General features: G+C 35.8%; 20 protein-coding genes and 1 pseudogene. 12 read left to right on the forward strand and 9 right to left on the reverse strand.

Annotation, left to right across the window (positions count from 1 at the left end; translation table 11 throughout):
• The first annotated feature begins 11 nt into the window (after positions 1 to 11).
• The gene (gene rbsK / locus MOO47_RS06025) at positions 12 to 944 is read left to right on the forward strand and encodes a ribokinase (protein ID WP_249512558.1); all 933 of its coding nucleotides are present in this window, start codon (positions 12 to 14) and stop codon (positions 942 to 944) included.
• A gap of 421 nt (positions 945 to 1,365) precedes the next feature.
• Here rbsK and MOO47_RS06030 read toward each other — a convergent pair whose 3' ends face one another.
• Complete coding sequence (locus MOO47_RS06030; protein ID WP_249512559.1) at positions 1,366 to 1,827, reverse strand: MarR family winged helix-turn-helix transcriptional regulator; 462 nt, start codon at positions 1,825 to 1,827, stop codon at positions 1,366 to 1,368.
• 141 nt (positions 1,828 to 1,968) lie between these two features.
• On the opposite strand from MOO47_RS06030, the gene MOO47_RS06035 reads away from it, so the two are divergent.
• Positions 1,969 to 2,658: an ABC transporter ATP-binding protein gene (locus MOO47_RS06035; protein ID WP_249512560.1), complete on the forward strand. Its 690-nt coding sequence runs from the start codon at positions 1,969 to 1,971 to the stop codon at positions 2,656 to 2,658.
• A gap of 4 nt (positions 2,659 to 2,662) precedes the next feature.
• The gene (locus tag MOO47_RS06040; protein WP_249512561.1) at positions 2,663 to 4,912 is read left to right on the forward strand and encodes an ABC transporter permease; all 2,250 of its coding nucleotides are present in this window, start codon (positions 2,663 to 2,665) and stop codon (positions 4,910 to 4,912) included.
• Between the two features lie 19 nt (positions 4,913 to 4,931).
• Here the strand turns inward: MOO47_RS06040 and MOO47_RS06045 are convergent, their stop codons facing one another.
• From MOO47_RS06045 to MOO47_RS06055, 4 genes and pseudogenes are all read right to left on the reverse strand, one after another.
• On the reverse strand, positions 4,932 to 5,198 hold the full coding sequence (locus MOO47_RS06045) for a hypothetical protein (RefSeq protein ID WP_249512562.1): 267 nt from the start codon (positions 5,196 to 5,198) through the stop codon (positions 4,932 to 4,934).
• 29 nt (positions 5,199 to 5,227) lie between these two features.
• On the reverse strand, positions 5,228 to 5,365 hold the full coding sequence (locus MOO47_RS06050) for a hypothetical protein (protein ID WP_249512563.1): 138 nt from the start codon (positions 5,363 to 5,365) through the stop codon (positions 5,228 to 5,230).
• A gap of 126 nt (positions 5,366 to 5,491) precedes the next feature.
• A pseudogene (locus MOO47_RS07780) lies at positions 5,492 to 5,707 on the reverse strand (helix-turn-helix domain-containing protein); the annotation flags it as partial.
• A gap of 422 nt (positions 5,708 to 6,129) precedes the next feature.
• Entirely contained in the window at positions 6,130 to 6,996 is an 867-nt protein-coding gene (locus tag MOO47_RS06055) for an RluA family pseudouridine synthase (protein WP_249512564.1), read from the reverse strand.
• A 104-nt stretch (positions 6,997 to 7,100) separates the two neighbouring features.
• Here MOO47_RS06055 and MOO47_RS06060 point away from each other — a divergent pair, with 104 nt between their 5' ends.
• The 3 genes from MOO47_RS06060 to MOO47_RS06070 all read left to right on the forward strand — a co-directional run bounded on the left by MOO47_RS06060 (position 7,101) and on the right by MOO47_RS06070 (position 10,533).
• Complete coding sequence (locus MOO47_RS06060) at positions 7,101 to 9,155, forward strand: transglycosylase domain-containing protein (RefSeq protein ID WP_249513554.1); 2,055 nt, start codon at positions 7,101 to 7,103, stop codon at positions 9,153 to 9,155.
• Between the two features lie 18 nt (positions 9,156 to 9,173).
• On the forward strand, positions 9,174 to 9,515 hold the full coding sequence (locus MOO47_RS06065) for a YlbF family regulator (RefSeq protein WP_249512565.1): 342 nt from the start codon (positions 9,174 to 9,176) through the stop codon (positions 9,513 to 9,515).
• Positions 9,516 to 9,576: 61 nt separating this feature from the next.
• Complete coding sequence (locus MOO47_RS06070) at positions 9,577 to 10,533, forward strand: 3'-5' exoribonuclease YhaM family protein (protein WP_249512566.1); 957 nt, start codon at positions 9,577 to 9,579, stop codon at positions 10,531 to 10,533.
• Positions 10,534 to 10,571: 38 nt separating this feature from the next.
• Here the strand turns inward: MOO47_RS06070 and MOO47_RS06075 are convergent, their stop codons facing one another.
• The 3 genes from MOO47_RS06075 to MOO47_RS06085 all read right to left on the reverse strand — a co-directional run bounded on the left by MOO47_RS06075 (position 10,572) and on the right by MOO47_RS06085 (position 12,328).
• Positions 10,572 to 11,501 carry a peptidylprolyl isomerase gene (locus MOO47_RS06075; RefSeq protein WP_249512567.1) on the reverse strand — a complete coding sequence of 310 codons (930 nt, stop codon included), beginning with the start codon at positions 11,499 to 11,501 and terminating at the stop codon, positions 10,572 to 10,574.
• 114 nt (positions 11,502 to 11,615) lie between these two features.
• Entirely contained in the window at positions 11,616 to 11,885 is a 270-nt protein-coding gene (locus tag MOO47_RS06080; RefSeq protein WP_249512568.1) for a hypothetical protein, read from the reverse strand.
• A gap of 2 nt (positions 11,886 to 11,887) precedes the next feature.
• Entirely contained in the window at positions 11,888 to 12,328 is a 441-nt protein-coding gene (locus MOO47_RS06085; protein ID WP_249512569.1) for an HIT family protein, read from the reverse strand.
• Positions 12,329 to 12,418: 90 nt separating this feature from the next.
• Here MOO47_RS06085 and MOO47_RS06090 point away from each other — a divergent pair, with 90 nt between their 5' ends.
• From MOO47_RS06090 to trmB, 3 genes are read left to right on the forward strand one after another with little or no spacing between them, the layout of a single operon-like run.
• On the forward strand, positions 12,419 to 13,147 hold the full coding sequence (locus tag MOO47_RS06090) for an ABC transporter ATP-binding protein (RefSeq protein WP_249512570.1): 729 nt from the start codon (positions 12,419 to 12,421) through the stop codon (positions 13,145 to 13,147).
• A 5-nt stretch (positions 13,148 to 13,152) separates the two neighbouring features.
• Complete coding sequence (locus MOO47_RS06095; RefSeq protein ID WP_249512571.1) at positions 13,153 to 14,364, forward strand: ABC transporter permease; 1,212 nt, start codon at positions 13,153 to 13,155, stop codon at positions 14,362 to 14,364.
• Between the two features lie 13 nt (positions 14,365 to 14,377).
• Positions 14,378 to 15,016 (forward strand): tRNA (guanosine(46)-N7)-methyltransferase TrmB, encoded by a 639-nt coding sequence (gene trmB, locus MOO47_RS06100; RefSeq protein ID WP_249512572.1) that lies wholly within the window; start codon positions 14,378 to 14,380, stop codon positions 15,014 to 15,016.
• Between the two features lie 48 nt (positions 15,017 to 15,064).
• Here the strand turns inward: trmB and MOO47_RS06105 are convergent, their stop codons facing one another.
• Positions 15,065 to 15,379 carry a hypothetical protein gene (locus MOO47_RS06105; RefSeq protein ID WP_249512573.1) on the reverse strand — a complete coding sequence of 105 codons (315 nt, stop codon included), beginning with the start codon at positions 15,377 to 15,379 and terminating at the stop codon, positions 15,065 to 15,067.
• 122 nt (positions 15,380 to 15,501) lie between these two features.
• Between MOO47_RS06105 and MOO47_RS06110 the strand changes: the two genes are divergently transcribed.
• Genes MOO47_RS06110 through murC form a run of 3 tightly spaced genes read left to right on the forward strand, consistent with a single transcriptional unit; the run spans position 15,502 to position 17,827 of the window.
• On the forward strand, positions 15,502 to 15,825 hold the full coding sequence (locus MOO47_RS06110) for a thioredoxin family protein (RefSeq protein ID WP_249512574.1): 324 nt from the start codon (positions 15,502 to 15,504) through the stop codon (positions 15,823 to 15,825).
• 27 nt (positions 15,826 to 15,852) lie between these two features.
• The gene (gene ytpR, locus MOO47_RS06115) at positions 15,853 to 16,488 is read left to right on the forward strand and encodes a YtpR family tRNA-binding protein (RefSeq protein ID WP_396022066.1); all 636 of its coding nucleotides are present in this window, start codon (positions 15,853 to 15,855) and stop codon (positions 16,486 to 16,488) included.
• Between the two features lie 19 nt (positions 16,489 to 16,507).
• The gene (gene murC / locus MOO47_RS06120) at positions 16,508 to 17,827 is read left to right on the forward strand and encodes a UDP-N-acetylmuramate--L-alanine ligase (RefSeq protein ID WP_249512576.1); all 1,320 of its coding nucleotides are present in this window, start codon (positions 16,508 to 16,510) and stop codon (positions 17,825 to 17,827) included.
• Positions 17,828 to 17,925 lie beyond the last annotated feature (98 nt).

Genomic DNA, 17,925 nt, shown 5'->3' on the forward strand with positions numbered 1-17,925 from the left:
AGGAGTTTGAAATGACAAATAAAATCGTAGTATTGGGCAGCTTAAACATGGATACTATTTTGACAATTACTCAATTGCCAAAACCTGGAGAAACAATCAAGTTAATTAATAAAAATACTGCTTCTGGCGGTAAAGGTGCCAATCAAGCAGTGGCAGCAGCCAGAGCAGGTGGTGCGATTACTAGCTTTATTGGTAAAATCGGTGCGGATCCAGCTGGTCAGCAACTTAAGGAAGCTTTAATAGCTGACAAAATTGACATTACTAATTTGACAGTGGATCCACAAAGTGGTAGTGGGCAAGCTTATGTTTTATTACAAGAAAATGGGCAAAATAGTATTGTGATTTCTGGTGGAACTAACGATTTGGTCGCAACTGCAGATATTGACCAGGCTAAATCGCTGATTGCTAAAGCCGATTTTTTGATTGCTCAATTTGAAGTTCCTTTGGCAACCATTGATTATGCGTTTGCATATGCGCATTCTGTGGGCGTAAAAACCATTTTAAATCCGGCACCAGCTAAAGCGGCTATGCCGGCAGAATTACTGCGTAATACAGATTTGATTTGTCCTAATGAAACAGAAGCCCAAGCAATCACAGGAGTCACGATTACCGATGAAGAGTCTATGCGACGAGCAGACCAGATTTTTAATGACTTAGGTTGCGTGAGGACTATTATTACAGTTGGCGAAAAGGGCGCTTTTTATGCTGATGAAGTTGCACATACTAGCTCATTTGTTCCAGCTTTTAAAGTGGTAGCTAAAGATACAACGGCAGCGGGCGATACCTTTATTGGTGCTTTAGCCGCGCAATTAAACCCCGATTTTAGTAATTTAGCCTTGGCGGTATTATTTGCTAATCAAAGTTCAGCTTTAGCGGTGCAAAAATTAGGTGCGCAACCTTCAATTCCTACTTTGGCTGAAATAAATGCTTTATTAAATAAATAACAAATTAAAAAACGCATCTTCCAAATTAAGACAATTTGGGAGGTGCATTTTTTATGGTCAAATTATCTAAATAGGATAAAGGTGAGCTTTATCCTATTTAATTGACCGTCACGGAATTAAAGTCTTGGATCGTTCTATATAGTGTCAAAATCAAGAAAGTGGTCAACAAGGTACCATTAACTCCAATTTAATGTAATTTCAAGCTTATTTGCTCTTCTAAAAGAAGGGGGGTGAGAAGAGTTTTAATAATTTAGCATACTTAGAAATAAATGGCTATCGAAGAATGTTACAACCATGACAGGACGAAAAGTAAATTAAAATGATTGATTCCGATAGAATATCAATGATCAATCCTGAGCTAAGTTATCAATATGTCTCAAATTTGGGCGCATATCACAAGTACTTTTTTGTTAGAGCAGTTTTATAAATTTTCAAAGCGATGTGCTAATTTAGCATAGCTTTCGGTATTTTTTAAATAAAAGCTGAGAATCTTGATTAATTCAGTAATTTGCTCTGGATTTTTAATTTTTTGTTTAATACTTGCATTAAATTCCGCATTCTTTTGGCGCAAGATTGGTATCAATTGCTGACCAGCAGACGATAATTGAACTAAATTCACTCGCTTATCTTTTTGATAAGGAATAGTCCGGGCTAATCCCTTATTTATAACGGAGGAAACTAAACGACTTGGTGATTGACGTTCACAAATTAATAGCTGCCCCAAATTTTTAATGGACATTGGACCATAAGTATCTAGGACAGTCAATACTTCAGCCTGATTAGCAGTAATCTTTAGTTCTTTCAAAAGATTGTTGAAGTTAGCTAAGCCTTCACGTTCACAGCTTTTTAGTAGGAAACGCAAAAGCTCAATTTGTTCATCCATCAAGGTGACCTCACTTAATTTATTATGCATTATTTTAACCGATTCAAAATTTTGGTTCAATGAAAAACATTGACATTAATATGAAACTAATCTAATATTCAATATACATGACATATCATGTATATTGAGGAGGATTTTAAGATGATTGAATTTAAACAAATAGATAAAGACTATTCGGTTGGCGATCAGACAATCAGGGCTTTGCACGATATTAATTTTCAAATTGAAACACATAAGCTGACAATTATTTTAGGACCATCTGGTTCGGGCAAGAGTACTTTACTAAATATTCTGGGGGGCATGGATCGACCTACGCGAGGAACAGTTCAATTTAATGAACAAAATGTTGCATCATTAAATGATCATGAATTGACTAATTATCGACGCAATTTAGTTGGCTTTGTCTTCCAATTTTATAATTTAATCCCTAGTCTGACAGCTTTGGAAAATGTTGCAATTGCGGCCCAATTGACGAAAAACGATGCCAACTCATTAAAATATTTAAAACAAGTTGGTTTGGAGCAAAGATTAGATAACTTTCCTAATCAAATGTCTGGTGGTGAAATGCAACGCGTTTCTATCGCCCGAGCGTTAGCAAAACAACCACAGTTGTTGTTATGTGATGAACCTACGGGAGCGTTAGATTCCAGGACCAGTTTAAAAATTATGAAAATTCTACAAGATGTTGCTAAAACTACTGACACAGCGGTCGTTTTGGTTACACATAATCCTGATTTTGAGCAATATGGTGATCAAGTGATTCGACTTAGGGATGGTCAGGTGGAATCTATCTCGCAAAATGATAATCCGTTAGCTATCGAAGGAGTATAAGGAGATGAAATATTTAAATCAAAAGCTTATTCGCGAAGTCAAACAAAATTGGACGCAATTTTTTTCTGTTTTTTTGATGGCGTTGTTATCAATTATCGTGTTTGTCGGACTACAAGGCTCTTGGAAAGGTCTAGAATCAAGTTTAAATCATTATATTAGTGACACTCATTTAGCCAATTACTGGGTTCAAAGTAGCTCCATTAGTGATACGGATGTGTGCAGAGTTAAAAATTTATCTGGAATCACAAACGCACAAAGTGGAACACGGATACAAACCAAACAGGGTAAACATCATTTAATCATTGATTCCTACAAAAAACCGGTTACCAAGTTACATGTAGTAACAGGAAAAAAATATCAGTCGACTCAAAATGGTATTTGGATTAATCAAGAATACGCACAAGCACATCATTTGAAAGTTGGCAATGATCTGCAAATTTCTTATCTTTCACGACATTTTTCACTGAAAATTCGTGGGATTGTGCAAAGTTCTGAGCGGATTTATTTTACAGGTACACGTGAATTTATTGCACCAAATTATTCTAATTATGGTTATGCTTATATTTCGCCGCAAACATTGGCTCAACAAGTCAAGTATCACGGACCTCAAAATGTGATGACCATTAAGGGATATCATCCTCAAATGCGCCATCAAGTGGAAAAAATTTTGCAGCAACGTTTAATGTCATATGATAATCGTTCAACATTACCCGATGTTTCCAATGCAATGGATCGGGTGGATGAAATCAAAAATCTTTCATATCTATTTTCATTCATTTTTATATTGTTGGCGATCCTAGCGATGTATACAACAATCAAAAGATTGATTGAAAGTCAAGGTCAAGAAATTGCGACTTTAAAGGCGCTAGGTTTTTCTAATGCCAAAATTATGATTCATTATGCTAGTTTTGGTCTCTTAGTGGGTGGTTTGGGTTCGCTGGTTGGTTTGTTAGTAGCACCATTCATTTCTTGGTTTGTTTTACGTACGCAAAAACAAATGTTTTCGATTCCTCAATGGACACTAGCTTACGGTTGGAGTTCTTTATTCGTGGTGTTATTGGTGACTTTGATTTGTGTTTTGGCCGCTTTTTTAGCGGCAAGAAGTGCTACGAAAGGTTTGCCGGCTGTTTTCTTGCAAGGAACCAAAACAACCAAAGTTCACAAAATTATTTTAGAAAAGTGGACAGGTCTCTGGAACCATCTTTCTTATACAGGTCGTTGGGCGTTCAGAGACATTTTTATTAATCGGACACGAACCTTGATGGGGATTATTGGTGTTGCAGGAAGCATGATGTTGATGATTGCAGGGATTGGCATGCCACAATCTATGACGCATTTAGTTAACAAGGCGTATAATCAAGATTTTACCTATAATCAGCGTCTTTATGTCAATAATTATCAGCAATATCAGCAAGCTCATCCTCATGCACAACAATGGGTTCAAATTAGTCAAGCCCATTTTTCACCGGATGATGGTTTTAACCGCCTTTTGATTGTGGTGGGTAAGGGGCATGAAGTGCATATGAAAACCCAGAATAATCAAAGTATCAAAGATGGTGGCCTTTATGTAACGCATGGTTTTGCTCAATCTGCTCATATTAAGAAAGGCGATCAATTAAAAGTTCGGACTTTTGGCAGCAATCAACAGTATCAATTTAAGGTTAAGGGCATTCTTTTAAGTGAAACGAATCAAGGAGCCTATTTAACCAAACACACTTGGGAACAAGCGGGTGGTTTGTCTGCGCCAACAACGCTATTAGTTGATCCCAATTATCACTATCACAAGCGTGATGTTAGTTCCACAATTTCCATTAAAGAACAAAAAAAGAATGCTTATAATTTTGTGAATAACTTGATGAGTATCTTCCTATTAATTATTGTCTTTGGTGTGTTACTGATTGTGATCGTTTTGTATAATTTAGGTTCACTTAGTTTTGTGGAAAGATTACAAGATTATGCAACTTTGCGCGTTTTGGGAATCCATAAACCAGAATTGAGAAATCTAGTTTTTATTGAAAATGTGATAACTACTTTTGTTGGTTGGCTGCTTGGTATTCCGGCTGGAATCTGGTTCTTGGGTCAATATGTTAAAACATTTTCCACGATTAACTTGGAATATACGCCATATGTTAATGTTTGGACCATTGTTATTTCCTCTGCATTTGTTTGGCTGTGCTCGTTATCGACGACCTTTTTTGTTAGTCAACGCTTGAAAAAAGTTGATATGGTACAAGCTTTGAAGGGATCTGAATAAAGTTAATGGAACGCAACTCTCAATGGTATGGACAGTGATAATATTTAATTTGCCAACGTCTGGAATCACAAGCAACGAGTTTTGAATCAGCCAGTAAATAAGTTGGTAAAATAGCGCTGACTTTTTCTTGTTTAACTAATTGTAAAATGTTTTCCAGCGAATCGATTTCGATGACATTGGTTGTCTCAGGCAATAAATCTAAAGTTAGCTTGCGAAGGGGACATTGTGTATCATGATTAACAGCAATGGGTAGCGAAGCTGCCACATTAGTATTCGTGCCTGCCATCCAGCAAGTCTCAATGCTAGCTTCTGCCGTTAAGTCATAACCCTTGAATTTAATGGGATTAAATGTAGCGACGTGTTGGAAATGGTTTTAGTTAAAGATTGCTGAAATTCACGCGTTTCTTTAATCGTAATTTCGTAATGATTAACATCGAACTCTTTTTGAGCCATAATTGGGTAATTTAATAATAATTCGGATATTAAGAGGCGTGGTTTGGTTGTAATCATGGTAGACTTCAATTGTTGAAATTGATCTAAGATTTGCTTGGCAAATTGATACAGCAGTTGACCGTTTTCGGTTGGTGAAACACCATTGTTGGTTCTGATGAAAAGATTCGTGTCTAATTCTTGTTCTAGTTGTTGGAGCCGGGCGGTTAAATTCGATTGTGTGTATTGTAATTTGTTGGCGGATTGATTGATAGACTTGGTTTCAAAAATCGTTTGATAGATTTCTAAGTTTTTGCAGAATAATTTGTAGGGGGTTAATAACTTGATGGAGTATGATACGTAAATTGAGTAAAAAAGTTCTGTTTAGTAAAATGAGTATTGGAAAATAAATATACTATAATTTCAAAGTAATAAAAAACGCATCTTCCAAATTAAGATAATTTGGGAGGTGCATTTTTTAATATTCAAATTATCTAAACAGGATAAAATTGAGCATTATTATTTAAGGGCATTAATTGACCGTCACTGAATTAAAAAGCTTGGATCGTTCGTCTTTATACAGATTGTTCTATAGTGTCCTAAATTAGGAAAGTGGTCAACAAGGTGCCATTAACTCCAATTTAATGCAATTTTCAAGCTTATTTGCCATTTTAAAGGACTGATTTGGGAATACTTTTAATAATTTAGCAGACTTAGAAATGGCTATCGAGAATATTATAACCATGATTGGATTAAATTTAGGATGCATATAAGATTCTTTGAGCTTTTTATTTTACTAATTGTAAAAAATCTGACGGAATAGACAAATTTATTTGGCGATAACTGGAACTAAAAGGTATTTGATAACGTAATTTATAAGCGTGCAAATATAAACGCGAGGCTGTTTGATTATTGTATAAAGGATCACCAATAATTGGTGCTTGAATTGCTTGTAAGTGAACACGAATTTGATGGGTACGTCCCGTTTGCAATTGTAATTGAAGTAGTGCTAAGTTTTGATTATGCTGCAGAATGCGATAATCAGTCAAAGCAGTTTGACCTTTAGGATCAACACGGCGTTTGCGCGGATCGGTTAAGTCAGCCCCAATTTTGGCATTTATGTGTCCAGTTGTCGGTAAATCCGGCTTATATGGAGTAATTGCCACATAAGTACGTTGCAACTGCTTTTTGGCTAACTGACGCTCGATAATAGGAACGATTAGCGGATTTTTACCAATCATGATTAAACCACTAGTTAACATGTCCAGACGATGCAACATCAAGGGACTGGTTGGTAGATAGCTTGTTAATTGATTAAATAAAGTATTTTTTTCTTTCGGAGAATTGGGGTGCGTTTTAAGACCAGCAGGTTTGTTGACGATCAATAAATCGGCATCTTCATAAACAACCTTAAAATCATGTTTTGGATTAGCTAAATAGACTTGTGGTTTAATATTAGTTTGTAAGTGCAGCTGAATTTGATCACCAGCTAAAATAGTTTGATTAAAATAACGATATTGACCGTTTACTAAAATTCCGTGTTGAATTCGTAATTCATGCTGCCATTTTCGTGGGATGCACCAGGTATTTAATAATTGACGGACTGTCAAACCAGAAAAAGCAGGTTCTACATTCAATTGACGTTCTAAAAGCAATTAAGTCTCCTATCTAGCTATGGTAAAATAAGCGTTGAGGTAAATTTATGAAACATAATGAAAAATTTGATTGGAGCGCTTGGCTACATCAAAAAGCAACAGCCATGGGGCAAGCACTTTTTTATTGGATTAAAAGATTTCACCTATTCAGATGGCTCGTGCTTATTTTTCTAACTATTTTTTTGTTTTTTAGTGGATATCTGACTTTTAAGGCCAAAACGGCAAGCGTTGGCAATCTAAAAGCCACTTTGCAGACTAATACAGTGATTTTAGATAAGAACAATCAAAAAGCGGGTTCGCTCTATTCTCAAAAAGGTTCTTATGTAAATTTAGATCATATTTCGGTTAATATGCAAAATGCGGTCATTTCCACGGAAGATCGGACTTTTTGGACGAATCACGGCTTCAGTATTAAAGGGTATGCGCGTTCTTTAGTTGGTTTAATATTACACCATCAAATTACTGGTGGTGGTAGTACTTTGACGCAGCAGTTAGCCAAAAATGCTTTGCTATCGCAAAAACAGACCTTTACACGTAAAGCTGAAGAGTTTTTCTTAGCGGTGGAAATTAATCGCGTTTACAGCAAAAAAGATATCTTATCCATGTATTTGAATAACGCGTATTTTGGTAATGGTGTGTGGGGCGTGCAAGATGCTTCTAAAAAGTATTTTGATCAAAATGCAGCAGATTTGACACCGGCACAAGCAGCTACTTTGACTGCCATGTTGCGCAATCCTAGCTTTTACGATCCTTATCGCAATCCTGATAACTCTAAATCGCGACGCAATTTGATTTTGCAGATGATGCAATCAAATAATAAACTAACAGCTAGCCAAGCTAAAGGTGAAAAGCAAGAGTCCTTGCAACTGACTGATGGTTATCAGAGACAAAATGGCTATCGTTATCCGTCTTATTTTGATGCAGTAATTTCTGAGGCAGAAAGTCGCTATCATTTAAGTGAATCAGATATTTTAAATAAAGGCTACACTATTTATACAACCTTAGATACGCAAATGCAGCAAAAAATGCAAGACAGCTTTGATAATGATCAACTATTTCCTCAAGATGCTGTAGACACCACGCCTGTACAAGGAGCTTCCATTGCTATTGATCCTAACACTGGAGGGGTTAGTGCGGTGGTTGGTGGACGTGGCCGTCAGCATGTTTTTCGGGCTTTAAATCGCGCTACGCAGATGAAGCGCCAACCGGGATCGACTATTAAACCATTGGCAGTATATACGCCGGCAATTGAAAATGGCTACAAAATCGATTCACAATTGCCTGATCAAGTGACTAGTTTTGGTAAGGATCATTATACACCGACGAATGCCGATGGCTCTTATGCTAACGAAATACCATTATATCAAGCTTTAAGCAATAGTGAAAATGTTCCTGCGGTAGCTTTATTGGATAAAATCGGTGTCAATAAAGGTGTAGCTTCTGTGGAGAATTTTGGCATTCAAGTGCCAAAATCCGATCATAATTTAGCATTAGCATTGGGTGGTTTGCAAACTGGTGTGACTCCATATCAAATGGCACGTGCCTATACTGCCTTTGCTAATCAAGGTAAATTAGCTAATACGCACTTCATTACTAAAATTGTCGATGCGACTGGAGCAGTTATCGCTCAAAATAGTGACCAAACTTCCCGTCCAATTATTAGCAAATCAACAGCGCAAACGATGACTAGTTTGATGCTTGGTGTATTCAATGAAGGTACTGGGCAAAATGCTAAACCGTATGGTTATAAAGTGGCTGGTAAAACGGGAAGCACTGAAGTTCCGCAAAGTTACAGCGCCAAAGGTACCAAAGATCAATGGATTGTTGGTTATACACCAGATATAGTGGTGGCAACGTGGGTTGGTTTTGATAAAACGGATAAAAATCATTTTATGCAAGAAAATAGTGAGCAAGGGGTTGCTCCTTTGTTTAGATCTGAGATGAATGGTATTTTGCCACAAACCAAGCAAACAACTTTTGAAACTGACGATGCTTCGACGATTATTAATCGGCAAAAGCATAATACTTCTAAGGACTGGAAAGACGATTTAGAATCGGGCTTTAAAAATACGGTTGATAATACAATAAATAAGTTTGATGATGCCCGCCAAAATGTTGGTCAATGGTATAATCAAGTGAAGGGTTTTTTTAGTCATTAATTAAGGAGAGAACATTAAATGGTCAATGTATATGATACTGCTAATCAATTAGAGAAAGATTTGCGTCAATCTGAAGAGGTTTTGGGCTTACAAGGGGCTTTTGCCAAAATGAAGGCTGATCCAATGGCTTATAAATTATTTCAACAGATGCAGCAAATGCAAGAACAATTGCAGCAAAAACAAGCTAGTAATCAAGAAATTAGCGATGATGAAATTAAGCAATTACAAGAGTTATCTGGTAAATTAGCTAAGTTTGATTCTGTACAAAACTTAATGGAACAAGAACGAAAAATCAATGCCATGATGGAAGAATTGAATAAGATTATTTCTAAACCTATTGCTGATGTTTATAATAGCTAGAAATTGAATCGGTACTGTTTACAGTATCGATTTTTTAGTACCATAATAAAAATGGAGGTGTATGATGACGCAAAAAATAGCGGAATTAAAAGTTAATGATAGTTTTGAATTGCCAGTTTTAATTAAGCAAGCCGATGTTCGGCTAACTAAAAATGGTAAACAGTTTTTAGCTTTAGTTTTTACAGATGATACGGGAACCATCAATGGAAAATATTGGGATGCTTCCGCCACTGATGTAGAAATGTTTCAAACAGGTAAAATTGTCCTGCTAAGCGGCAAATGTGAATTGTACAATCAAGTTATGCAAGTTAAAATTACTAGTTTGAAGCTAGCAGAGAATGATCAATATTCAATTACGCAATTCATGCCACATGCTCCTATTAGCAAGCAACAATTACAAGAAAAAATTAATGATTTGGTTTTACGTATTACTAAACCACATTGGAATCGCGTAGTACGTTATTTATTACAAAAACATCAAATAACTTTTTTTGATTTTCCCGCTGCCAAGTCCAATCATCATGATTATGCTGGTGGATTGGCATTTCATACTATCAGCATTGCTCATTTGGCATTAGCTGTTTGCAAGCAATATCCTCAAATCAATGAAGCATTGTTAATTGCTGGAGTGCTATTGCATGATTTAGGCAAAACTAGTGAATTAAGTGGTTCTGTTGGTACCCAGTATACTTTGGCGGGAAATTTATTAGGTCATATCGTGATTATTGATGAAGAAATTGTTGCAGCTTGCACACAACTTAAAATTGATGCACAAGCTGAAGATATGTTGCTCTTGCGTCATTTGATTATTGCTCATCATGGTTTAAATGAATATGGTTCACCTAAGCGTCCACAACTATTGGAAGCAGATGTTTTACATCAATTAGATGAATTAGATGCTTCAATTAATATGATTAGCAAAGCGACTGCTAAAACGGCATCAGGTAATTTCAGTGAACCAGTTTTTGGTTTGGATAAACGCCGATTTTATGTTTCTAGTGATGATGATGTTATGTAATAAAAAAAGACTACTTAAACAGTAGTCTTTTTTGTTGTCTATTGACCAGAACCTTGTTGTTGAGTAGAAGCATTACTATTAGATTTATTGTTAGATAAGAATCCGGATAGCACATTCTTCAAATCATTGTCTTTAATAGAAATGTCTGAACGCTTCAAAATCTTAGAAATAACTTTTTGCATTGTTACAGAATCATTCATACGAGCATCGTAAATTTGATTCTTCAATTGTTGTTCATGTTGTTTCATTGTTCCCTTAGCAGGACGTTTGTCCATCTTAATGATATGGTAACCATAAGAAGACTTGACAGGTTCTTTAGTGTACTCGCCTTGTTTCAACTTAAGAGCAGCCTTTTTGAAGTTAGCATCTAAAGAAGTATCATCATTGTTAAATGCAGGCAATTTTCCACCCTTATTTTTGGTTCCGCTATCGGTAGAATACTTCTTAGCTAATTTGTCAAAGTTTGCACCGTTGTTTAATTGATCAATAACTTGGTTAGCAGTATCTTTGTCTTTAACTAAGATATGTTGAGCAGTTACTTTAGGTGTATACTTCTTCCACTGTTTCTTTAATTGAGCATTGGAAACGGAGGTTTCTTTGCGGATTGCAACCTTAGTTAACAATTGAGTCCGAATGGTGTCTTTGAAATCAGAAGCATCCATTCCGTTTTGTTGCAATAATGTATTGAATTGGGAACCGTATTGCTTCTTGTAGTTGTTGTATTCCTTGTTAACTTGCTTATCACTAACATCATCACCGTATTGGGATTTTAAAGCTTGGGCGATGACCATTTGTTGTAACTGTTGTTGACCAGCTTGGGACTTCTTCATCTTTTGATAAAGTTGTTCTTGCGTGATTTTGCCACCCTTCATAGTCACAACGGCTTTATTACCAGAACACCCAGCAACTAAACTGACTGATAATAAAGCGGTTAAAGTCAGGACAAACTTGCTAAATTTTTTTGACATAATTACTTACACATCCAATCTATTCTATCTTAAATCTAGATAACATTATCAACGATAACATACATATGTTATTTTTAACATGCTAATAAGTCAAATCTAGTAAAAATTTAATATTTATAAAGGTAATTTTTCTTTTAAATCACTGGCTTGAGTTTTAATATTTTGCACATCAGCCATAATGGGATCTTTTTGTTCATCAAGACTAGTCTTTAACTCAGTTAGTGTTGGAATTACATCTTCTTTAACTTCAGTTAATAAATCTGTAATTTGCCCCTTGAGTCTTGTTATTTTCTGAATTTTGGGAGCATTACGCTTTAATAAAAAAATCCCCCCGATAACGCTAGCGCTACCACTAATCAATCCTAATTTGAAACTGTGTTTCATTATTAATCTCCTAACTTGCTTTGAATTGCTTGCGCAATTTGCGTCAGCTTTTCATTATCATATTTATCAGTGTTGTCAGCCCATTTCATCAAAACCCCGTCTTGCTCGCTATACCGGGGAATCAGGTGAATGTGGGAATGTAACACCGTTTGATAAGCAATTTTACCATTATTAAGGCAAATATTCATCCCTTTAATTTGTGGATTGGAGTCGCGAATCGCGCGGGCAATTACTGGAACTCGGGCAAAAACTTGCCCCGCATATTCACTGTTATAGGCATAAATATCTGGCAAGTGTTTTTTTGGTATAACTAATACGTGTCCCGGATTAACTTGAGAAAGGTCTAAAAAAGCTTTGACAATTTCATCTTCAAAAATTGTATAACTTGGAATTTCATTAGCAATAATTTTACAAAAAATGCAATCATTTGCTGTATTGGACATAAAAATCCTCCTTTAATGTTAAAAAAAACTATACAAGACTGATTTAATGCTATCATAGTTACAAGTAAATTGGAGGAAGTAGGATAAATAATGACCTTAAAAGTAGATAATTTAACTGGTGGATATGGGCGTTTACCAGTAATTAAAAATGAAAGTTTTACCGTTAAGGCAGGAGAAACAGTTGGTTTAATCGGCTTAAACGGCGCTGGTAAATCAACCACTATTAAGAATATTATCGGTTTACTGCAACCCCAAAGTGGCAGTATTACTATTGATGGATTGCGATTGAAAGATGATATTACCAAGTATCGTCAACAAATTGCCTATGTGCCAGAACTACCCGTGTTATATCCAGAATTGACTTTACGTGAGCATATCGAAGTTACAATGATGGCTTATGATCTGCCCAAAGAAGCTACTTGGCAGCAAGCTAATGAATTATTGAAGACTTTTCGTTTAGCGGACAAGTTGGACTGGTTTCCGATTAATTTTTCTAAAGGAATGAAACAAAAAGTTATGATTGTATGTGCTTTCATGACGACCGCTAAACTTTATATTATTGATGAACCCTTTACAGGACTGGACCCGCTAGCAGTTCGTGATCTATTAGCTTTAATCAAAGAAAAAAAATCACATGGTGCGGCAATTTTGATGTCCACGCATATTTTGGCTAATGCAGAGCAAAATGCTGATCGCTTTGTTTTGTTGAATCATGGGAAAGTGCGAGCTGAAGGCAGTTTAGATCAATTGAAAACTAAATTTGGCACGCAGGATGCTAATTTAGATGATTTATATGTGCAAATGTCACAGGAGGATTAATTTTAATGAAAACATTGTGGCAAAAGCGACTCGGTCTCCATCTGAAACAACAAAGTAAATTTTTAAAACTAGTTTTTAATGAATATTTTATTATTGCGATTATTTTTATGTTAGGCGCTTTTGGATTTTGGTACTCCAAAGCACTAGATCACCTAGTTCCTAATACATGGTGGGTCAGACCAGTAGGCATTATCGTGTTGACCATTGTGGTAATTTGCTTTCAAGCAGCGACATTACTACAACAAGCCGATGCTACTTTCTTATTGCCCAAAGAAGTTCAATTACAGTCTTATCTAAAACGTTGTCGCAATTACAGCTTGATAATGCCCACAGCCACTGTGATTTTAATTGGTTTTTTTCTGACGCCATTGTGGGCGCGCGGTGCCAATTGGACACCATGGAACGTAGCAGGTGTTACACTTGTTGCTGTAATTGATGTAGTGGCAGTAATCAATAATGAAATCAGTGCGCTTTACAGCTGGAAAAACAATTTTAATTGGCGCTTGAGTGGTGCATTGCTAACATTAATATCCTTAATTATTGCGGTCTATTGGCAATTTTGCCTAGGACTATTAATAGCCGTTTTAGGTGTAGTTTTAAGTTTTTATTTGTTGCATAATGTTCAAGTTAAACAACCGCTCAATTGGTTGTATATGGTCAAAAAAGAAGAGCAGCGCAGTTATCGCTTGAAACGTTTTTATAATTTATTTACCGATGTGCCTGGCTTAATCAGCAAAGTTAAGCGCCGCCGCCTTTTGGACACTTTTTTGCGCTTTATTAAAACTAAACAAGCTAATACGTATTTATATTTATTTGCACGCACATTTATTCGTAATACAGACTACAGTGGTCTATTTTTGCGCTTGACGATTATTGCAATGTTGCTCGCTTACGCAATTAATAACGTGGTGGTCATAACTATTGTGAGTGCACTGTTTATTTATTTGGTCGAATTTCAGTTGATTCCGTTGTATAAAAATTATGACAATAATGTTTTGTTGCAAATTTATCCTGTGACTGTTGCGCAAAAAGATAATAGCTTAAAACAGCTGTTATGGCTAATCTTGCTAATCCAATGGTTGTTAATTACGATTGTTTTGGTAATAATAAGAGGTGTTACTTTAGCGGCAGTAATTCCTAGTGGAATTAGTTTAGTCTTTTTAATAGTATTATTAATGCTATATTTACCGCGTCAGTTGCAAAAATTAAATAATTAAGGAAATCGTTACTATGCGTTTGCGAAACAAGCCTTGGGCACAAGAATTAATCAAAAATAATGAACAATATATTTTAGTAGAACCGACAGCAATGGCGGGTAATTGGCAAAAGCGTTTTGCTAAGTCACAACCTTTAGAATTAGAACTAGGTTCCGGTAAAGGCAAATTTATTTTAGAACAAGCAAAAAAACATCCTGAGAAAAACTTTATTGCTATGGAGTTGCAAACCATGGCTGCTGCAATGATCTTAAAAAAGCAGTTAGCAGAAAAGTTGCCTAATTTACAGATTTTGGTAGCCAATGGACAAAACTTATTAGAATTATTTGCTGTGGACGAAATTAGTAAAATGTATTTGAATTTTTCCGATCCGTGGCCTAAGACACGTCATGAAAAACGGCGTTTAACAGCACCTAATTTTCTGAAATTGTATCAACAAGTCTTGCAAGATAATGGTCAATTGGAGTTCAAAACCGATAATCAAGGACTGTTTGAATATTCTTTGGTAAGTATGAGTAATTATGGCTTGCATTTTGAGCAGATTTCATTGAATCTGCATGCTAGCGTGTTGGCAGATGATAATGTGACAACAGAATATGAAGAAAAATTTGCACAAAAAGGACAGCCGATTTACTTTTTGACCTGTCGATTCTAAAATTAAAGTCAAAAAAACAGTTAGTTTAAACTAACTGTTTTTTAAATGTTAAACACGTTTAATATCTAATAATTGACCGCTGAGGGCAGAAGCGATGAAGTGATATTGAACTTCCTTATCGTCTTGAACTGCGGTAACGCCACCAACTAAAGCCCAAATGTCACGACCATCTACGTTAACTTTTTGAAACATTGGTTCTACCCAAGTAGTAACAATAGTTACGTCAGATCCGAGGTTATTTTTGATACGATCCGTTACGGCCTTGCTATCGATTTGATGGGTTAAGTATAATACACCTGCGCCTACAGCAGCGACAGCAGTTGTTGCCACAACGGTTGACTTGATTAAACCTTTTAAACTCATAATGTAACCTCCTATAATATAATTCTATTCTATCATTATCTGAATTGAAGTTAAGGTAATTGACAACTTTTTTTTAATTTGTAAGATTAAATGTGTAATAAACAAAGAAGGGATGCTAATTTATGAAAAAGCTAGAAGACTATCAAACAACTGATTTGCAAGAGATTACTCAAGAAGGTAAATATATTTTATTTTTTGAGGCTGATTGGTGTCCAGATTGTCATTTTATTGAGCCAGAACTCCCTAGCATTGAAAAAGATTATTCCCAATATCAATTTATTCAAGTGGATCGAGATAAATTTCTGGATCTCGCTAAGGAACTTGGAATCATGGGTATTCCCAGCTTTGTCGCTTTTGAAAACGGTAAAGAAATTGGTCGATTAGTAAATAAAGAACGTAAAACTAAAGAACAAGTAGAAAACTTTATTGCTTCTTTAGCTAAATAATAAAAATGGAAAGTTATGGTGAAAAATGTGCAGGTAACATCTTATAATCCCCAAGAGTTGGGCGATGTTTTGATTATGGTTTTAGGTGCGGATACACCGAAACAATCAGTAATTCAAAAGGGCAATGTTGTACAAATTAAAGACGAACAACAAAAAGTCATTGGTTATAACTTTTTTGATGTTGCACAACAATTGAATTTGCAATCAACTGATAACGGACAAGTTTTTTTAGACGAAGCACAAATTGCGACACTAAATAATATCTTGCAAAATAATGACTTTGAACCTGATTTGCAAGTGGAAAGTACACCAAAATTAGTTGTCGGTGACGTTAAAGAAATTAAAAGTCATCCTGATTCTGATCATCTGCACGTTTGTCAGATTGAATTAGATAACGGTCAAATGGCACAAATTGTCTGTGGAGCACCCAATATCGCAGTTGGTCAAAAAGTAGTAGTTGCCAAAGTTGGTGCTATGATGCCCAGTGGGCAAATTATTTTTGCAGGAGTATTGCGTGGTGTAGATAGTGCGGGCATGGTATGTTCAGCGCGTGAATTAGGCTTAGAAAATGCACCGCAAAAACGTGGTATTCTGGTACTAGATAACAATTATTCAACAGGATCGGCGATTGATTTGGTAAAATTAAACCAAGCTTATCAATAAATCTGGGAAGGAATAATTCATGGATAAAGTATTTTATCATTTTGTGGGTATTAAAGGGACAGGCATGAGTGCGCTGGCTTTAGTGCTCCATGATTTAGGATATCAAGTGCAAGGCTCAGATATTACTAAAAAAACTTTTACGCAAAAAGGTTTGCAGCAAGCTGGCATTGATGTTTTACCCTTTGATCAAGCCAATATTCGTTCAGGAATGACATTAATTTTAGGAAATGCTTTTGGAACAGATAATGTGGAAGTAAAACGTGCAGAACAATTGGGGTTGCCGATCATTAAGTATACTGAAATGGTGGGGAAATTAGTCGATAGTTATACGTCGATTGCAATTGCTGGTGCACATGGTAAGACTAGTACAACTGGTTTACTAGCGCATGTGATTGGTGGCATTGAGCCAACTAGTTATTTAATTGGTGACGGAACTGGTAAAGGTCAACGTGATAGTCAATTTTTTGTTTTTGAAGCTGATGAATATCGGCGTCATTTTCTGGATTACAAGCCTGATTATTTGATCGTGACTAACATTGATTTTGATCATCCGGATTATTTTAAAGATTTAGCAGATGTTTTTGCGGCTTTTCAGAGTGAAGTATCGCAAACTAAAAAGGCTGTTTTGGCTTGGGGTGACGATCCATTAGCTCGCAAATTAGAAACACGCCCAGGAGTGCCTTTATATTATTATGGCTTAAAAGCACAAGATGATTTTCAAGCAGTGAAAATTGAACGTACGACGACAGGTTCAAGTTTTGAAGTTTTGCATCAAGGCAATAATTTAGGTCGTTTTGAAATTCCAATGTTTGGCGAACACAATATTTTAAATAGTTTGGCCGTCATTGCAGTCAGCTATTTAGAAAAAATTTCGTTAACTGATTTACAAAATGAATTAAGCACTTTTAGTGGTGTCAAACGGCGTTACAATGAGAAAAAAGTGGGTGATATGATTTTAATTGATGATTATGCCCATCATCCTTCGGAAATTAAAGCGACGATTGATGCTGCGCGACAACAATATCCTGAAAAAGAAATTATTGCCGTGTTTCAGCCGCACACTTATAGTCGGACTAAAGCTTTGTTTAAGGGATTTGTTCAAAGTTTAGATCAAGCTGATCAAGTTTTCTTGACTGATATTTTTGGCTCTATTCGCGAACAACAAGGTGATATCAGCAGCGCAGATATTGGAGCTGATTTGCAGCATGGCGGGCAAGTAGTTACACTTGATAATTTGCAACCATTACTGCAATATCATAATGCTGTTATTATTTTTATGGGCGCCGGCGATATTCAAAAATATGAGCAAGCTTATGAGCAGCTTTTAGCTACACGATAAAAAATAGTCTAGTTGAATTTTTAAACTAGACTATTTTTGTTACATAGCTTGAAACTTCTCGTTTTAAAACATATTTAAATTGTTATTTGGTAAAATTA

Source organism: Bombilactobacillus thymidiniphilus (genome assembly GCF_023380245.1).
GTDB lineage: Bacteria > Bacillota > Bacilli > Lactobacillales > Lactobacillaceae > Bombilactobacillus > Bombilactobacillus thymidiniphilus.